The organism is Paenibacillus sp. FSL P4-0338 (genome assembly GCF_038002365.1).
In the GTDB taxonomy this organism is placed as follows: domain Bacteria; phylum Bacillota; class Bacilli; order Paenibacillales; family Paenibacillaceae; genus Paenibacillus_AQ.
On the sequence record NZ_JBBOCG010000001.1, the window covers coordinates 437,434 to 454,863 of the forward strand.

General features: G+C 56.1%; 14 protein-coding genes. 12 read left to right on the forward strand and 2 right to left on the reverse strand.

Translation table 11 applies throughout. The annotated features are described in order from the left end of the window. Window positions 1-66 precede the first annotated feature (66 nt). From MKZ07_RS01820 to MKZ07_RS01850, 7 genes are all read left to right on the forward strand, one after another. A complete protein-coding gene (locus tag MKZ07_RS01820) occupies window positions 67-1,815 on the forward strand; it encodes a sensor histidine kinase (RefSeq protein WP_036702261.1) in 1,749 nt (582 codons plus the stop codon). Further along, window positions 1,796-3,400, forward strand: a complete 1,605-nt coding sequence (locus MKZ07_RS01825; RefSeq protein ID WP_036702259.1) for a helix-turn-helix domain-containing protein — start codon at window positions 1,796-1,798, stop codon at window positions 3,398-3,400. The genes MKZ07_RS01820 and MKZ07_RS01825 overlap by 20 nt, the downstream gene beginning before the upstream one ends. Window positions 3,401-3,554: 154 nt before the next feature. Next, the gene (locus tag MKZ07_RS01830; RefSeq protein WP_036702257.1) at window positions 3,555-4,907 is read left to right on the forward strand and encodes an FAD-dependent oxidoreductase; all 1,353 of its coding nucleotides are present in this window, start codon (window positions 3,555-3,557) and stop codon (window positions 4,905-4,907) included. A gap of 24 nt (window positions 4,908-4,931) precedes the next feature. Continuing rightward, window positions 4,932-7,073, forward strand: a complete 2,142-nt coding sequence (locus tag MKZ07_RS01835; protein WP_341024165.1) for a family 16 glycoside hydrolase — start codon at window positions 4,932-4,934, stop codon at window positions 7,071-7,073. Between the two features lie 151 nt (window positions 7,074-7,224). Continuing rightward, on the forward strand, window positions 7,225-7,476 hold the full coding sequence (locus MKZ07_RS01840; protein WP_036702253.1) for a hypothetical protein: 252 nt from the start codon (window positions 7,225-7,227) through the stop codon (window positions 7,474-7,476). A gap of 125 nt (window positions 7,477-7,601) precedes the next feature. Further along, complete coding sequence (locus tag MKZ07_RS01845; protein ID WP_036702251.1) at window positions 7,602-7,904, forward strand: HesB/IscA family protein; 303 nt, start codon at window positions 7,602-7,604, stop codon at window positions 7,902-7,904. A gap of 42 nt (window positions 7,905-7,946) precedes the next feature. Continuing rightward, complete coding sequence (locus MKZ07_RS01850) at window positions 7,947-8,186, forward strand: DUF1450 domain-containing protein (RefSeq protein ID WP_036702250.1); 240 nt, start codon at window positions 7,947-7,949, stop codon at window positions 8,184-8,186. Between the two features lie 684 nt (window positions 8,187-8,870). Here the strand turns inward: MKZ07_RS01850 and MKZ07_RS01855 are convergent. Further along, a complete protein-coding gene (locus MKZ07_RS01855; RefSeq protein ID WP_036702248.1) occupies window positions 8,871-10,004 on the reverse strand; it encodes a THUMP domain-containing class I SAM-dependent RNA methyltransferase in 1,134 nt (377 codons plus the stop codon). Window positions 10,005-10,174: 170 nt separating this feature from the next. On the opposite strand from MKZ07_RS01855, the gene MKZ07_RS01860 reads away from it, so the two are divergent. Beyond that, the gene (locus tag MKZ07_RS01860; RefSeq protein ID WP_036702246.1) at window positions 10,175-10,804 is read left to right on the forward strand and encodes an O-methyltransferase; all 630 of its coding nucleotides are present in this window, start codon (window positions 10,175-10,177) and stop codon (window positions 10,802-10,804) included. 19 nt (window positions 10,805-10,823) lie between these two features. On the opposite strand, the gene MKZ07_RS01865 is transcribed toward MKZ07_RS01860, so the two are convergent. Then, a complete protein-coding gene (locus tag MKZ07_RS01865; protein ID WP_036702244.1) occupies window positions 10,824-12,044 on the reverse strand; it encodes an MFS transporter in 1,221 nt (406 codons plus the stop codon). A 228-nt stretch (window positions 12,045-12,272) separates the two neighbouring features. Between MKZ07_RS01865 and hemE the strand changes: the two genes are divergently transcribed. The 4 genes from hemE to MKZ07_RS01885 all read left to right on the forward strand — a co-directional run bounded on the left by hemE (window position 12,273) and on the right by MKZ07_RS01885 (window position 17,429). After that, window positions 12,273-13,334, forward strand: coding sequence for a uroporphyrinogen decarboxylase (gene hemE / locus MKZ07_RS01870; RefSeq protein ID WP_036702243.1), 1,062 nt, complete (start codon window positions 12,273-12,275; stop codon window positions 13,332-13,334). 89 nt (window positions 13,335-13,423) lie between these two features. Further along, the gene (gene hemH, locus MKZ07_RS01875; protein WP_036702241.1) at window positions 13,424-14,368 is read left to right on the forward strand and encodes a ferrochelatase; all 945 of its coding nucleotides are present in this window, start codon (window positions 13,424-13,426) and stop codon (window positions 14,366-14,368) included. Next, a complete protein-coding gene (gene hemG, locus MKZ07_RS01880) occupies window positions 14,365-15,825 on the forward strand; it encodes a protoporphyrinogen oxidase (protein WP_036702240.1) in 1,461 nt (486 codons plus the stop codon). Before hemH ends, hemG begins: the two co-directional genes overlap by 4 nt. A gap of 200 nt (window positions 15,826-16,025) precedes the next feature. Next, a complete protein-coding gene (locus tag MKZ07_RS01885) occupies window positions 16,026-17,429 on the forward strand; it encodes a CapA family protein (protein WP_036702238.1) in 1,404 nt (467 codons plus the stop codon). Window position 17,430: the final 1 nt, after the last annotated feature.

Here is a 17,430-nt window from a genome sequence, read left to right on the forward strand (position 1 = left end):
GCAGCAGTGATTTTGGATTATAATAGGGACGTTGAAGCTTTCATTACAGTGCGGGGTGGAATTCTTATGAAATGGTTAAGCCGTTTTTCCTTCCATCGCAGACTGCAATACACGTTCCTGATCCTGATCCTGCTGCCTTTTGTTGTCGTTACGTTCTGGTCCTATACCTCTGTGCGGGAGAATGTGAGCGAGAAGATCACGCGTTCCAATGAGGAGACCCTGAAGGTCATCGGCAGTCAAATGGAAAAAACGGTGGACAGCATCTCGTTTGTCTCGGTGTATTTCTCTGAGGCATATGATCCGGCCGTGCTGGAGAGTCTGCGTTATCTCAAAAATACCGGGAACTTCGGAAATTACGGAGTGTATACCCATTACAACAAGCTTAAGACCACGGCCAATATCCTGTCGGTGCAGTCGCTGGATGCCGATCTGCAGATCATGCTGGTCAACCGGGAGAACCGGATACTGATCGGCAATCAGAATATTCCAGTGTTCTCTGTGCTGCCGAAGACTCTTCTTCAGGAGAGCAGCAGGCTGGATGAGCGGGAAAAAGTGTCGCTGCAATGGTTCCCCTACGGCGGCACCCCCGCTGCACCGGATTATTATTATGCTGTACGCTTCATTACCGACCCGCTGAATCAGGACAAGCTGGCCACGCTGTACGTGGGCATTCCGAGCCATTACTTCCGCAGCCTGCTGGACACGGGCAATGCGGTGAGCAGGCTCACGCTGATTGATCAGAAGGGTCGGAGCATTGCTGTCACCGGAGAAGCGGCTAATGCGGATGAAGGCCCGCTGCTGGTCAGTGAGGTCCGTATTCCCAAGGTGGGTTGGCTGCTGACCAGCAAGACGCCCCGCAGCTCCATCGACAGCCATATCAACCGGGAGTTTCTGGTGTCAATCTCGCTGATTGGACTGTTCTTCCTGGCGTTTCTGGTCCTGTCTATGCTGTGGGCCGGATATATGAACAAGCCGATCAGCCTGCTGCGGGCCAGCGTCAAGCAGTATGTCGGCGGCAACCGCGCGGTGCGGATACCCGTCAAGGGCAAGGATGAGGTGGCGGTGCTGTCGGCGGCCTTCAATCAGATGCTGGAGGATATGAACGGGCTGCTGCAGCAGGTCGAGAGTGAGCAGGAGGAGAAAAGGCGGCTTGAGCTTCAGGCGCTGGCGGCGCAGATCCGGCCCCATTTTCTGCTGAATACGCTCAATTCGATCAAGGTGGATCTGCTCTTAAGCGGTGATCCTGGACACGGGGCCATGATCGATGCGCTGATGAAGCTGCTGCGGGTGTATGTGCATGTGGATAAGCCGCTGGAGCTGGCGGAGGAATGCAGGGTGCTGGGCAGCTATGTCCAGGTGATGCAGATCCGCAACCGTCTGGATATCGCCTGGGAATGCGAGGTAGGCGAGGAGGAAGGTGCGGTGATGCTGCCCCGGCTGCTGCTCCAGCCCATTGTTGAGAATGCAATCAGCCACGGCTTCTCCGCCCGTCCGGACCATCCGGCGATCCGGCTCGAAGCAGCGTTCGAGTCAGATCTGCTGCGGATCAGCATCAGCGATAACGGCCGCGGAATGCCGGAGGACAAGCTCCAGCGCCTGAACCGGCGTCTGCAAGGAAGTGAAGACCCGGCGCTCTGGCCGGAAAAAGGAGTCGGGCTGGTCAACACAGCACGCCGTCTACAGGTGTTGTACGGATATCGCGCACGGCTGAGCGCACAGGCAAGAGAAGACGAAGATGGCATGACGTTCACCCTATATATCCCCGTGACCCGGGAGAAGGAGGCGGTTCCCCTTGATGACCCTGATGCTGATTGACGATGATGTCCCGATGCTGGAATATGTGGAATATCTGCTCGGGTCCTTGGGGCTGGATCTGAAGCTGGTGGCTTCGGCGTTTAGCAGTGAAGACGCGCTGGAGCAGTTCCATACAGCACTGCCGGATATAGTGATTGTGGATATCGGCCTGCCGGGGATGGACGGGCTGGAGCTGGCGGATGCCTTCAGGATCACGAAGCCGGAGGTGCGCCTGATTTTCCTGACCTGCTATGAGGATTTCCATTACTCGAAGCGGGCAATCCAATTGGAGGCCGATGATTATCTGATCAAGGATGAGCTGTCGCCTGAGCAGCTTAAGAGCAGTCTCGCCAAAGCGATGAGCCGCTTCAAGACCCGGGAGGAACTGCTGGAGCGCTACTCTTTCCGCCAGGCGATTGAGCGCAATAAGGAAGTGCTGAAGCAGAGCTTCCTGAAGCAGCTGTTGTCGGGTGCAGCGGGCCAGGAGAACACGCTGGAGTTCGGCGAACGGTTGGGTATCTCCTGGAAGCACCCCTTTCTGCGTCATGGATTCCTTCATATGGATGCCGCATCTGTCACCGAGCGTTACCGGTACAAGGATATCCCGCTGATCCATTCAGCCGTGAACAATATTGCACTGGAGCTGTCTGCTGCTGCTGAGGCTTCCATTACACCGATTATGAGCCGGAACGCCGATATTTATCTGGTCTGGAATGTGGCGGACCCCCGCCTTACAGAGAACAAGCTGGCTGAATTCATGCAGGCGGTACAGGATAAGGTGGAGCAGTATCTGAAGATTACCCTGCGGGGGTTCTATTCGGAGTCCTGCGCACCGGTCCGCAGCTTCGATGTGTTATACAAGACACTGACGGATTGCCGTGAAAATAACTTCTATCAGTCAGTGACGCCTGTATCTCTGCTTGAGGAGCATGCGGATTTCGGGCAGACATTAGAACGGCGCGGGGAAAAGGAACGCGGCATGCTGTCCTTGGCACTTCTTGATCAACAGGCCGCCTGGATTGATCTGGCCGTGAATCAGTGGACACAGCAGGCTATGGCGGAGCGGCTGCTGCCGCGGCTGGTGAAGGAGACCTGCGGGGATCTGGTGCGCCAGCTGGCCTTCGAAGCCGGAGGGCTGGCCGAGGAGGACTTCTTCACGCAGCTGGAGCAGACGGTGCATATCGGGGAGGCTGCCAGCTTGACCAAGCGGGAGCTGCGGAGTCTGTGGCGGCAGCATACTCTGGCACCCGCAGCTGCTGAGGAGAAGGATGTCCGGCTTCAGGCGGTGGATAAGTATCTGGAGGAGCATGTGGACCGGATGGTCACCTCTACCGATATGGCAGAGCATCTGCATCTGAATGCCAGCTACTTCTCCCGCTATTTCAAGAAGCTGTCCGGCGTGAACTTCACTGATTACGTGAACCAGTACAAAATGAATATGGCCATCACCATGCTGGCCCGCCCGCACGAGACCGTCGAGAATGTCGCCTACACCCTCGGCTTCTCGGACCGGGCTTATTTCTCCAAGGTGTTCAAGAAATACAGCGGCCGGAATCCCAGCGAGTATAAGGCCGGGCCGGCGGAGGAGGACGGCAGAGAGCCGTAATCGAACGAAACTTCATACATGATCTAATAGAACGGCACGAAGCCCTATAAGTCAAAACTGTCCACCGTAACAGGCAATCAGTCTGCACGCTGTTGCAGCCCCCGTCTCACTATAATGGTGAGGAGTCTAAGTATAGCTTCAAGGAGGAACAACGATGAATAGAACTGTATTTACCTTGCCTGCGGAGGAGATCACGGTATCCCGTGAGGTGGATGTGCTGGTTGCGGGCGGCGGGCCTGCGGGCGTCGCAGCGGCAATAGCAGCTGCCCGCAGCGGGGCGCGGACGCTGTTGATTGAGCAGCGCGGCTTCCTGGGCGGCATGGGCACGGTTGCCCTTGTACCCGCCTTCTGCCCTTACAGCGACGGGGAGAAGGCCGTGGTACGCGGCATCGGCCTGGAGCTGCTTGACCGGATGAAGGCCGGATGTGAGCCGGAGTTCCGCGAGCGCTTCGGGGCGGAGCTGGACTGGGTGCCGATCGACCCGGAGGTGTTGAAGCGTGTCTACGATGAGGCGGTTACGGAGAGCGGAGCGGAGGTGCTGCTCCATACCGTGGCTAGCCAGACGGTGATGGATGAGACCGGCCGAAGCATTGAGGGCGTGGTGATCGTCAACAAGTCAGGCCGGAGTCTGGTCCGCGCCCGAACGGTTATTGATACGACTGGCGACGCCGATCTGGCCGCCCTGGCGGGTGCACCGTTCCATAAGGGCGGAGAATCCGGCGAGCTTCAGGCCGCGACCATGTGCTACCTGCTGGCGAATGTGGACCGGCAGCGTTTTGAAGAATACCGGAATGAAAGCGGTGACACCGATCAGATTCACCAAGCCGTCCAGCAGGCGCAGGCGGACGGGAAGCTGCCGCAGGGCCGGGACTCCGTCTCGGGCCTCGCTTGGATTGCCGATTATCTGGTCGGTGTGAATTTCGGCCACGTGTTCGGCATTGACGGCTCCCGCGCAGAGGATCTGACCCGGGGCGCCATAGAAGGACGCCAGCTGGTTCACCGCCAGCTGGAATTCTTCAAGGCTTATGTGCCCGGATTCGAACAGGCCCATCTGGTATCCACCGGCGAACAGATCGGTATCCGCGAGACGCGCCGGATTGTCGGCGATTACGTGCTGACCCAGGAGGACTTCATGAATATGGCTTCCTTCCCGGATGATATTGCCCGTAACAGCTACTTCATCGATATCCATATGGCCCGCAGCAGCGGGGCGATGCATATCCACCATCTTCCGCCCGGGAAGTCGCACGGTGTCCCTTACCGCTGCATGCTGCCGGTGGGCCTGGACAATGTGTGGGTGGCGGGGCGCGCCGCCTCCTCGGACCGTGTCGTGCAAGGCTCCCTGCGGGTGATGCCCAACTGCTTCGCCATGGGCCAGGCGGCGGGTATGGCGGCGGCGATGGCAGCCGGAGCGGAGGGGCAGAGCCGGAGCGTGGATCTTGCTAAGCTGCAGAAGGAGCTGGTGCAGCAGGGAGCATGGCTAGGGGAATCCTTAGCTGCTTTATAAATATTCTGCGGGAGCGTGATCCGAATGACAACAAGAGGGTATCGCAGTGGAGCTATGAATCCGGCACAAGGCAAGCCGCGCAGGTGGCTATACCGTTTCTGTATGCCGGGGCTAATTGGCTTGCTGCTGTTCAGTTTGCTTGCAGGCATGTCAGCTCCGGTGGCTAACGCGGCTGGAACCACCTATTACGTCGATGCTGCCCAGGGCAGCGACACCAACCCAGGCACTGGAGAAACGGCAGCCTGGAAGACGCTGGGCAAGGTGAACAGCATGACCTTCAGCCCGGGGGACCGGATTCTTTTGAAGGCAGGCAGCGTATGGAATGATCAGTATCTGGACCTGCATGGCTCCGGGACGGAGGGGAATCCGATAACCGTGGACCGCTACGGTAGCGGGGACAAGCCGTTGATCAACTTCGGCAACACAGCGGTGGGCGGGGAGGGCTTCGGTGTCCGGCTGCGCAATGTCTCCTATTGGGAGATTAATAATCTGGAGATCACGAGCGGGCAGCATGCCACAGATATGCGCAGAAGTGGAGTGCTGGTGGTCGGTGAAGGCTCAGGAGCCGGGGATTTCCGGCATATCACCATCCGCAATCTCGATATTCATGATATTTTCGGCACGGACCGCCGTACAGGGGGCATTAACTTTCATGCGCGCGGAGCGGGTACCGCACCAGAGAGCACCTGGGATGGCATCCTGATCGAGAATAACACCATTACGAATGTGGCGGATACGGGGATTCAGACGATGACGGATGCTTTTCTGAATAGTGCCTGGACCCATAAGTTCGACGCCTTCCGGGGAGTGGTCATCCGGGGCAATACCGTGGAGCGAATCCACCGGGACGGCATCCTGGTCAGAGCCGGGGTATCCCCGCTGATCGAATACAACAAAACGAAGTCCATCGGCGAAGCCTGTGATATTGACACGGCTGTGGTGAACTATCTGGACAATATCGCTGTCGTGGCGGCGCAGTGGGCCTATTATACAACCGGTGCGGTCTTCCAGTACAATGAGGCCTCAGATACCCGGATGCTGGAGGGGGACGGTCAGCCCTGGGACTTCGACGTTGAAGTGCATGACAGCATCTACCAGTACAATTACAGCTATAATAATCAGGGCGGCACTTTGCTCGTTATGAATAACACGAACAATAATATTTTCCGCTATAACATAAGTCAGGATGATCTGGACGGCAACGGGGCGTTCCATCTGGTGAGCGGCGGGGGTAACCTGCAAATCTACAACAATATCATCTACCGTTCCGGTACACAGAACCGGGCGCTGACTCATGCGAGCAATACGGGAATGGTTAATTATACGAATAATATTTTTTATAATACAGCCGCAGGCCAATACACGAACAGTCCAAGAATGACGTACAGCCATAACAGCTTCTACGGCGCGAATGCCAATGTCCCAAGCGATCCTTACTCGATCACCGGCAACCCCGGGCTCGTCAGCCCCGGCACCGCAACCGGACGCGACTCGGCAGACGGCTATAAGCTGCTCCCGTCCTCTCCGCTGATCCATGCAGGTATAGCTGTGCTGGACAATGGGGGTCTCGACTACTTCGGGAATCCGCTCTATAACGGTGCGCCGGATGTAGGGGCGTTTGAATTCCAGGGTACGGTTACACCGCCTGCGGTGCTGTTCCAGGAGGATTTCGAGGATAATGATTACGCCGGCTGGACTACCTCCGGGGGAGCATGGAGTGTGGCCGATGACGGGACCAAGGCGTTGTCGCAGAACTCCGGGACAGGCGAAGCGCTTGCCTATACAGGCGATGCTGCCTGGAGGAATTACACCTATTCGGCCAGAGTCAAGCTGCTGAATGCTTTTGGCAACGTGGGCTTGCTGTTCCGTTATGCTGACGCTTCCAATTACTATATGTTCCGGCTGAATGATTCAGGCGACAAGGCGGAGCTGTTCAAAAAAACTGCCGGCACGCTCACCATGGTCAGCAGCACGACTACTTCCGTTACGCCCGGCCAGTGGACGGAGCTGAAGGTAACGGTCAGCGGCAGCACGGTTACCGCCTACGCTGGAGGTGTCCAGCTGCTTCAGTGGACGGATACGGCGGCACAGCCGGCCGGAGGGAAGATCGGTCTGCGGATGCATTCCAGCACCGCACGGATCGACGATATTAAGGTGACGGAGTAAACATAGGGTATGGTTCGGGAGGATTCGATTAAATTTTACTTAAAAGTGAAACGAATCCTGCGCATTCGCGTAAGATAACAGCAAAGGGCACAGCCGCAATCCTTTTACAGGTGATTAGCGGCGGTGCCCTTTTCTAAAGGAGGCATAACTCATGAAATTCAGAAAACTGTTGTCGCTCAAACAATGGTCTCATATATTCCGCAGCTCCTGGCATTATATCGTTTCGCCTAATGTGGCTATGGCTGACAAGCTGCTGTTCACTATTCCGGCACTGCTGTACTGGGTGCTGCCCGATTTCATGCCGTTTGTACCAATTGACGATATTGGCGTAACGATGCTGCTGATGGGCTGGTTCGTCTCGCGGATGGACCGTAAATACGCGGCGCTGCACAGCGGAAGATGACATTTTAGCGACGATTGCACCTTTAACTGTGGATGTCCATCTCCTAATGGTTGCTTTATCCTCCCATATTCCTTAAAATGAATTATTGAGTATTTAAAATATAGAGGCCTGGGAGATGGAATCGAATGAACGTCAAAATTACCCGCAACGCGGCTAAAGTGATAAAGAAGACCATGGAACTTGAAGGCAACAGCGAGCTTAAACTTCGTGTAGCGATTACACATGCCCATGGCGACCATGCCCACTATGGACTGGATCTGGACACGCCCAAGGAGAACGATGTAGTGGTCTCCACCGACAAGGATATCGATGTTATTCTTGATCCGAACCAGCCGCTGCTGGACGGTGTGAAGATTGATTATCTCTACTTGCCGGAAGAAGGCTTTGTGATTACTAATCCGTCTAAAGGAAATCATGGCGATCACTAATTGATCCGCCCGTATTTTACGGACATAAAGAAGGGTTGCTTCATGGCTAACGATATAAGATTATGTGACGAGTGCAATCATATCAAAATGAAAAGCATCGTGCCCAAGCTGCTGAAGATGGCACCGGATGCCGAGATCAAGACAGGCTGCATCTCCTACTGCGGACCGTGCGGGAAACGCCCGTTCGTCTACATTAACGGCCGCTACATCAGCGGACCGACGGAAGACGAGGTGCTGGCCAAAGCGGAAGCCTTCGTCAAACGGCCGGCGGAAAAGAAGTAATTCAGATCTGCTGCGCCTGCAGCATCGTGCAGCCCCCGCGTGATTTGCGGGGGTTGTTTATTTTTTTTTGAAGGCCCCGGACACCCGGAGGATGATTCTGAGAAAGAAGGATGTTAGAGTAGCTGACGATGATTAGAGTAATAGGTGGATTTTGTCCAATTGCTTACCAGCGATGCGCTGTCGTGTCGTGATATGCTCCCGCCAAACTCCGCTCATCAACTTCGCTTACCATCCCATGCGATCATCTACACTTGGGCCTTCGGGTACCTCTACGGCTTCCAGGCACCGGCGTTGTCGAACCTTCCGCTATTCTGCTGCTGTCCGTCACCTGCCCCGGCTTGCTGTATTCCTGCATAATATGCAACAATTGTACTCTTCAAAGAAGCTTTTAGCTGAAATCCTGTCTAAAATGCAACATTCTAAGTTACTGCGGCGTCATTTCGGCAAAAATTCTGCAAAATATGCAACAATCGGTCTCACCGCTACCTCTTTAACTGGGGGATTATGCATTTTGAGCAACAATCCGCAATCCTGCACCCAACCCAAACAAGCCTTAAGTCCGCAGTATAATCGTCTGCGGGACTTAAGGCTTGTTGAGGGTAAGTTAGTTTTAAACTTTGCTCCAGCAGGCAGATGCAATCGGAAATCTCAGCCTACGTTGCTATTCCAATACCTCCGCTCGTCCTATTTCCGTGGAGGCAGCGGCCCCAGGTATTGATAGTATTGGCATTCGATCCGGCCGTTGTAGAGCTTGCGGCGCTTGTCCGCCTTGCGGCCGTAGTATTGCTCGAACTCCTTGTACGGGCTGATGGCGAAGAAGGACCAGGTGGGCAGATAGAGCATCATCTCGCCGAACTGGCGGGTCAGCTTCTCCACTTCCTTGTCATTGCTGATCCGCTCACCGTAAGGCGGATTGGTGATGATGCAGCCGTATTCGCCTTCCGGCCGGGCCTTCGCAGCGGCCATATGCTTGAAGGTAATCTCACCGGAGAGTCCGGCGCTCTTCGCCGCCGCTTCGGCGATCTCAATCGCTGCCGGATCGATATCCGTTCCGGTCAGCTGCAGCGGGTAATCGTCACGCACCGCATCGAAGGCTTCTTCGCGGGCTTCTTCCCATAGGCGCCGGGGAATCTCCGGCCAGTGCTCGGACGGGAAGGAGCGGCGCAGGCCTGGCGCGATGTTCCAGGCGATCATCGCGGCTTCGATCAGAATTGTACCTGATCCGCAGCAAGGATCATAGAGCGGACGATGGCCGTTCCAGCGGCTGAGCTGGATCAGAGCCGCAGCCATCGTCTCCTTCAGCGGCGCTTCCGTAGCCTGGCGGCGGTAGCCGCGCTTGTGCAGGGCCGGTCCGGTGGTATCAAGGGTGATCAGCGCGATATCATTCAGCAGGATCACTTCTACCACATACCGGGGTCCGTTTTCCGGGAACCATTCGGTGTGGTACGACAGCTTCAGCTTCTCAACAATGGCTTTCTTAACGATCCCTTGGCAGGCAGGTACGCTGGTCAGCTGAGATTTATGCGAGCGGCCCTCTACCGGGAATTCGCCGTTCTCGGGAATCCAGTCCTCCCAATTTATCGCCTTGACTCCTTCGAACAGCTCATCGAAGGTCCGGGCCGGGAACTGGCCCATCTTAACCAGTACACGGTCCGAGGTACGCAGCCACAGATTGCAGCGGCAGATGTCGATGTAATCCCCGCTGAACAGGACCCGTCCGTTCTCGATCGTGGTCTCATAACCCAGCTCGTTTAATTCGCGTGCTACTACAGCCTCCAGCCCCATGGGGGCGGTGGCGATCAATTGTAATTTGCCCAAGTGCGCTCAACTCCGTTTAACTTGTGGATAAATACGTATAGCCAGTACAATAAGAGTAACTGGTTTGTCATCTGAACCTGTAGAACGTTCAGCTTACAGTATAGGGTAAGGAAGAGTTCTGCACAATGCCTGTCCGCAGGCGCACACACCCATTCAAGAGGAGAATACATATGCAGAATCAGGAAGAGTACAGCGAACAGCTATATACAGAAGATGAATTATTGCTCCAAGTCAAAGCAGCCATCGCGGCGGGCGGCATGCCGGAGGTGTCGATTGCCCCGGGCTACGGCAGATTGCTGACGATGCTGGTGACCCTCTCCCGCTCAGCTAACCTGCTGGAGATCGGAGCGCTTGGCGGTTACAGCGGAATCTGTCTGTGCCGGGGATTGGCGCAGGAAGGCCGTCTGACCTCTCTGGAGCTTAAGGCCGACTATGCAGAGCTGGCACAGAGCCATCTGCAGCAGGCGGGCTTCGGGGACCGGGTGGAATACCGGATCGGCCCTGCACTGGACAGCCTGAAGCTGCTCGAAGCACATGGGCACAGGTACGATTTCTTCTTCATCGATGCCGATAAGGAGAACTATCCGAATTATCTGGAATATGCGATCCGGCTTGCTTCGCCGGGGGCGATTATTGCCGGGGACAATATTTTTCTGCGCGGCCGCACGCTCAATACGGAGAAGAACGGACCGGCCGTCCAGGCCATGCGCCGCTTCAATGAGATGATTGCGGGCGATCCCCGCCTGACCAGCACGCTGCTGCCTGCCTATGACGGCCTGGCGCTGGCGATGGTGAAATAGCTTGTGACACACCAGCCTGTTAACGGAATAGCCGGGGTTCAGTCTTCTTGTACAGCTTGATTCGGACCCAAACCGTATTGATCAGCAGGAAGGCGCCGGAGACAATGAACAGGCCTTCAATTCCGATATAACCGGACAGGAATCCGCCGATCACCGCACCGAGCATATTGCCGAGCGCGAGTGTACTGCTGTTGAAGCCAAACGCCCGGCTCTCCTTGCCGTCAGGCGTATAGGAGCGGATCAGGGCATTGACGCTCGGCAGCAGCCCGCCCATGAAGACGCCCATCAGGAAGCGGACGAGAATCAGCTGCCAGACGCTGGTCACGAACGCTTGCGGAATCAGGAATAGAGCAGCGCCGATCAGCGCAAAGGTCAGTATGCGGTGCGCTCCCACCTTGTCGCTGAGCTTGCCGAGCAGCGGTGAAGCGAGCATATTCGAGATACCGGTGACGGCGCTGACCATACCTGCCCAGAAAGCGATATTCACAGCGGAGCCGTGCAGCTTCTCTACATAGAGCGGCAGCAGCGACATTGGGCTGACCATGGCGAACTGCAGCAGGAAGGTCACGCCGAACAGGGCGGGAAGCTGCGGCACCTTCGCCAGTTCCTTCAAGCCTTCCAGCACGGATACTTGAGGCACCTGTGCTGCTTCTACGCGGTCGAATTTCTCTTTGACCAGGAATAACGCCAGCAGTGAAGCAATGAACAGAAGCGCACCAACCACATAGAAAATCGGGCGGAACCCGATCCAGTCCGCCAGTAAGCCGCCCATCAGCGGCCCGAGAATCGTTCCGGCTACCGCGCCCGACTGCATAAGGCCCATCGCGAAGCCCATCTTCGGTTTCGGTGTGGTGCCTGAGACCAGCGCGACAGAGGCGGGATTGAAGCCGGAGATGGTTCCGTTCAGCAGGCGGAGCAGCAGCAGCTGCATCGGGGACTGGGCAAAGCCCATCAGGACAATAACAATCGCCATGCCGAAGCTGGAGCGCAGGAGCATTATTTTGCGTCCGTATTTGTCGGCGAGCTTCCCCCAGAGCGGCTGAAAGATGAACGAGGTCAGGAAGTTGGCGGCAAAAATAAGCCCGGCCCACATCCCGATCTCCCGGTCACCGGTCACCCCCAAATCTTTGGCGAGATAAAGAGATAAAAACGGGGTAATCATTGTCATTCCGGCATTTACCAGGAATTGGCCAAACCAAAGCACCATGAGGTTGATTTTCCAGGTCTCCCAATTCTTCAAAGTGCTTTCACTTCCTTTCTGAAATTTCTTGCAACAACAATCACGAAAAGACGACATTATATCAGTATATCACATTTTTTCAGCAGGTTAATGCAACACTCGTCATAGTTATGTCATTGGATTGTCATTCCCTGCAGCGCCCGGGAGTTGTTAGCCGCTTACAAAAGGGGCATAATAATGATATGTGTTTAATCACAGTATTCTATCAAATCTAATGGAGATCTTATCATGACCTACAACGACACTTTTATCCGTGCCTGCAGACAGCAGAACACGGAGTACACCCCGGTATGGTACATGCGGCAGGCTGGCCGGTATGATCCCGACTACCGTACAATCAAGGAGAAATATTCGTTGCTTGAGATCTGCAGGCAGCCCGAGCTTGCGGCTGAGGTGACCCTGATGCCTGTGCGCAAGCTGGGCGTGGACGCAGCGATTCTGTATTCTGACATCATGAATCCTGTGGCCTCCCTCGGTGTAGATTTTGACATTGTGAAGAACATCGGGCCGGTTATCGAGAATCCGATCCGCTCTGCAAGCGATGTGGACAGGCTGAAGCCGATTGATGTGGAAGGCGATCTGGGCCATATTCTGGAGACCATCGCTATACTGGACAAGGAGCTGGACGTTCCGCTGATTACCTTTGCCGGAGCGCCGTTCACCATCGCCAGTTATTTGATCGAAGGCAGACCGTCCAAGACTTATCACCGCACCAAGGAGCTGATGTTCAGCCAGCCTCAGGTGTGGGAGAAGCTGATGGAGAAGCTGGGCGATATGGTTATCGCCTATCTGCGCGCCCATGTCGCCAGCGGCGGGAAGGCGTTTCAGCTGTTCGACAGCTGGGTCGGGGCGCTGGCTCCGCGTGATTTCGAGCAGTATGTGCTGCCGACGATCACCCGGATTTTTGCTGAATTATCCGATCTGGAGGTTCCGAAGATTTACTTCCCCGGTGTTAGCTCAGGGGAGCTGCTCCCCAGCTTGACCAAGCTGCAGGCCGATGTGATCGGACTGGACTGGCGGGTAAGCATCACCGAAGGACGACGCAGACTGGGCGGAGGCTATGCGGTTCAAGGCAATCTTGATCCATACCTGCTGACCGCTCCGATGGAGTTGCTCAAAGCCCGGGCCAAGGAACTGATTGATGAAGGCATCACGCAGCAGGGATATATTTTTAACCTGGGACATGGATTGTTCCCTGAAGCTTCACTCGATACGCTCAAGGAATTAACGGATTACGTGCATGAGTATTCAGCAGCAGCAATGAAACAGGCGGCACCGCCGCTGGCATAGCTGAATAAATAGCATCAAGATGGCAGCAGCCTTTGCTGCTCTCTTTGCTGTATAGGACGTTAATTATTCGTAAAAAGGGGATGGAAACCGTGGCCAACAAAATTGGAGTACTCGTGATGTCGTACGGCACGCCTGAGAGTCTTGAGGATGTAGAGGCTTATTATACGCATATCCGCCGGGGGAACGCTCCTTCTGCTGAGCAGCTCAAAGAATTGACAGACCGCTATAAGGCGATTGTCGGCGGGGTTTTTCCGCTTAGAGAGAATACCGACCGTCAGGTGGAAGCCTTGCAGGCCAAGCTGAACAGCGGGCAGATCCAGTATGTCTGCTACCAGGGGCTGAAGCATGCCAGACCGTTCATCGAGGATGGTGTCGAGGCAATGGTCCGGGACGGAATTACCCAGGCGATAGGCATCGTGCTGGCTCCGCATTACTCTGTGATGAGTGTAGGAACCTATATCAAGCGCGCCAAGGAAAAAGCCGAAGCCTGCGGTATTCAAATGGAGTTCGTTGAGAGCTACCATATGCACCCCGAGCTGATCGATGTACTAAGCCGGAGAGTGACTGCCAAGCTGGACGAGTTCGAAGAAACGGGCGCGTCGCGGGAAGAAGTGCGCGTGCTGTTCAGTGCACATAGTCTTCCTGAACGTATTCTGGCGATGGGCGATCCGTACCGTGACCAGCTGCTGGAGACCTCTAAGGCGATTGCTGCACAGGCAGGGGTTGAATCCTGGCAGTTCACTTGGCAGAGTGCGGGCCGGACAGCGGAGCCTTGGCTGGGACCGGATATTCTTGATACACTGCGTGAGCTGGCCGAGAGTCAGGTAAAATACGTGCTGTCAGCCCCGATCGGCTTCGTGTCCGACCATCTGGAGGTGCTGTACGATCTGGATATTGAAGCGCAGCAGCTTGCCTCCGAGCTGGATATGCGTCTTCTGCGGATTGACTCGCTGAACAGTGATCCGGCTTATATGGCGGTGCTCAGCGATGTGGTGCGTACGAAGGCGAACCAGTTGAAGGTGAATCTGTCATGACAGATTCACCGCGCAAGGTGGTCATCATCGGCGGAGGCCTCAGCGGCCTCAGCGCCGCGTTCTATATCCGCAAGTTCTACCGTGAGGCGGCAGTAGAGCCGCAGATTACCTTAATCGAGAAGGACAAGGTCCTTGGCGGCAAAATCGAAACGTTGCACCGTGACGGCTTCGTGATTGAGAAGGGACCGGATTCCTTCCTGGCCCGCAAGACAGCTATGGTCGATCTGGCCAGGGAGCTGGAGTTGGACCACGAACTGGTAAGCACCAATCCGAACGCCAAGAAGACCTACATCCTGCAGCGGGGCAAGCTTCATCCGATGCCTGCCGGTCTTGTGCTGGGCATTCCGACAGAGCTGAAGCCCTTCCTGAAGAGCGGACTGGTCTCCTTCGGCGGCAAAATGCGGGCGATGATGGATTTCGTACTCCCGCCCCGCCGCAGCGCTGAGGATGAGTCGCTTGGCGATCTGATTGAGCGCCGTCTGGGTACAGAGGTGCTGGAGAATATGACGGAGCCGCTGCTGGCAGGAATCTATGCAGGCGATATGCGCAAGATCAGCCTTCAGGCGACCTTTCCGCAGTTCGGTGAGGTCGAGCGCCAGTACGGCAGCCTGATCCGTGGAATGACGACCGGCAGGAAGCCGGTGGAGACCCATACCGGGACGAAGAAAAGCGCCTTCCTCACCTTCCGTCAAGGGCTGCAAAGTCTCGTGCACACGCTCATCCATGAGCTGCAGGATGTGCGGCAAATTACGGGGACAGGAGCGAAATTCATCCGTGTATTGGGAGGTGCCGGTTCTTCCGGCACTTCCCGTTATGAGGTGGAGCTTGAGAGCGGTGAGCTGCTGGAAGCAGACGACATCTATGTTACGGTGCAGAACTTCGCAGCCGCAGAGCTGCTGCGTCCCCATGTGGATGTGTCGGCGCTGGATGCAGTGAACTATGTATCGGTAGCTAATGTTGTTCTGGCGTTCACCCGGCAAGATATCGTTACCGAATACGACGGATCGGGCTTCCTTGTTCCGCGTAAGGAAGGGCGGAACATTACCGCCTGCACCTGGACCTCTACCAAATGGCTGCATACCAGCCCTGATGATAAGGTCCTGCTGCGTTGTTACGTGGGACGGTCTGGGGATGAACAGAATGTGGAGCTGCCGGATGAAGCGCTGGCGGAGCTGGTCCGCAAGGATTTGAAGGAAATCATGGGGATCACCGCAGCACCGCTGTTCACAGAGATCACCCGGCTGAGGTCGTCCATGCCGCAGTATCCGGTCGGCCATCCCGGCCGGATTGCCGGCCTGCGCAGCGAGCTGGCGCAGAAGCTGCCCGGCGTCTACGCCTTTGGTGCAGGCTATGACGGCATCGGGATGCCGGACTGCATCAAGCAGGCGAAGCTTACGGCTGAGACTGCCGCAGCCAGCCTCCCGAAGCTGCCGGAGCCGGCGGGAGCTACAATCTAAAAAGAAGCGGTGGAGCGGAGCAGTGGCGCTCCACCGTTTTTAGATATGAGGCCCCCGCAAAGTACCTGAGTCATCATCTAAGCTAAATCCCCACTTTTGCTGGGTTATTTAGTAAATGGCTCCGTTCCCGGCTTGGAGCGGCAGCTGATAGATATGCTATAATAGAAACACTTTAAGGGTAAAGGAGATTACTTGCACTCATGTATCCGCCGAGATCAGGCAATAGACAAGGCAAGAGACAACATAGCAGGCGGCGGCGCAGAAGGATATGGGCTTGGGTCAATGTGGCGTTGCTGCTGATGATTACCGCTGCGCTCGCTTATTCATTCATGGACGACAAGGACCCGCAGGGCTCTGCTGCTCCGCCAGCGGCGCTCGTTACCTCGCCTTCGCCGGAAGAAGCAGCAACGGCGGCTGCCCCTACGGAAGCCGTCCCTACAGAGGAACCGCCTGGGACAGTGGCTACAGCTACTGCTGGACTTGCTCCGGAGGAGACACCGGAGGCTTCTCCAGAACCTACGGCTACGGCGGCAACCATTACGGCAGCTCCTACCCCTAGACCAGCGGATCAGGCAACCCCTACGGATGCGCCGAAGGCCACAACGGGAAGCAGCAGCGGGCGGGTCGCAGGCTTGCCGGAGAACACCTCCGGCGGGACGGTGAAGCTGAGCTTTGCCGGAGATATCATCTTCAGCGGAAAAGCAGGCGCGCTGCTGGAGCAGAAGGGCTACGATTATTCCTACAGCGCGCTGGATGGAATGTTCAAGAAGGATGACCTCACGGTAGTCAATCTGGAAACTCCGATTACTGCACGCGGGGTCGGGGCCAAGAACAAGCAGTTTGTATTCAAGGGCCCGCCGAAAGCACTGGATGCGCTCAAGGCCGCCGGTGTGGATGCCGTCAATCTGGCTAACAACCACACGCTGGATCAGGGGGAGGAAGGTCTGCTGGACACCCTGAAGCATCTGGGCGAACGCGGAATCCCTCACGTGGGGGCAGGGCGGAATAGCCAGGAGGCCTATTCGGCACAGTATTTTGAGCGTAATGGAATTAAGATTGCCCTGCTGGGCTTCACACGGGTGATGCCGGTGATTGAATGGAAGGCGGAAGCGGGCAAGCCTGGCCTTGCCTCGGTGTATGACAGTGCGGAAGCGCTCAAGGCGATTACCGCAGCCAAGCAAAAGGCCGATGTCGTCGTTGTCGTCGTCCATTGGGGACGGGAGCGGATGGAGCAGTATGACAAGACCCAGCAGGTGCTCGGGCATAGCTTCATTGATGCCGGAGCGGATCTTGTGATGGGCGGCCATCCGCATGTGCTACAGGGAATTGAACCATATAAAGGCAAATGGATCGCCTACAGCACAGGCAACTTTATTTTCACACGCGGTTCTATCCCGGCTACTTGGGAGACGGCGGTATTCCAGGCGGAATGCAGCAAGCAGGGGCAATGCGCTCTTAAGCTGAAGCCGATGGATGCCGAGCTGGCGCAGCCGGTGCCGATGAATGATGCCGACGGGCAGCTACTGCTGCACAGAATACAGTCTATTTCTTCCGGCCTGATCAAGGTCCGCAATGACGGCACTGTGACCCAAGCGGTGAAATAGC

Bases quoted from the DNA above. Each gene is read 5' to 3' on its own strand.
- MKZ07_RS01820 (WP_036702261.1), top strand. From the start codon at position 67: ATGAAATGGTTAAGCCGTTTTTCCTTCCATCGCAGACTGCAATACACG.
- MKZ07_RS01825 (WP_036702259.1), top strand. From the start codon at position 1,796: ATGACCCTGATGCTGATTGACGATGATGTCCCGATGCTGGAATATGTG.
- MKZ07_RS01830 (WP_036702257.1), top strand. From the start codon at position 3,555: ATGAATAGAACTGTATTTACCTTGCCTGCGGAGGAGATCACGGTATCC.
- MKZ07_RS01835 (WP_341024165.1), top strand. From the start codon at position 4,932: ATGACAACAAGAGGGTATCGCAGTGGAGCTATGAATCCGGCACAAGGC.
- MKZ07_RS01840 (WP_036702253.1), top strand. From the start codon at position 7,225: ATGAAATTCAGAAAACTGTTGTCGCTCAAACAATGGTCTCATATATTC.
- MKZ07_RS01845 (WP_036702251.1), top strand. From the start codon at position 7,602: ATGAACGTCAAAATTACCCGCAACGCGGCTAAAGTGATAAAGAAGACC.
- MKZ07_RS01850 (WP_036702250.1), top strand. From the start codon at position 7,947: ATGGCTAACGATATAAGATTATGTGACGAGTGCAATCATATCAAAATG.
- MKZ07_RS01860 (WP_036702246.1), top strand. From the start codon at position 10,175: ATGCAGAATCAGGAAGAGTACAGCGAACAGCTATATACAGAAGATGAA.
- hemE (WP_036702243.1), top strand. From the start codon at position 12,273: ATGACCTACAACGACACTTTTATCCGTGCCTGCAGACAGCAGAACACG.
- hemG (WP_036702240.1), top strand. From the start codon at position 14,365: ATGACAGATTCACCGCGCAAGGTGGTCATCATCGGCGGAGGCCTCAGC.
- MKZ07_RS01885 (WP_036702238.1), top strand. From the start codon at position 16,026: ATGTATCCGCCGAGATCAGGCAATAGACAAGGCAAGAGACAACATAGC.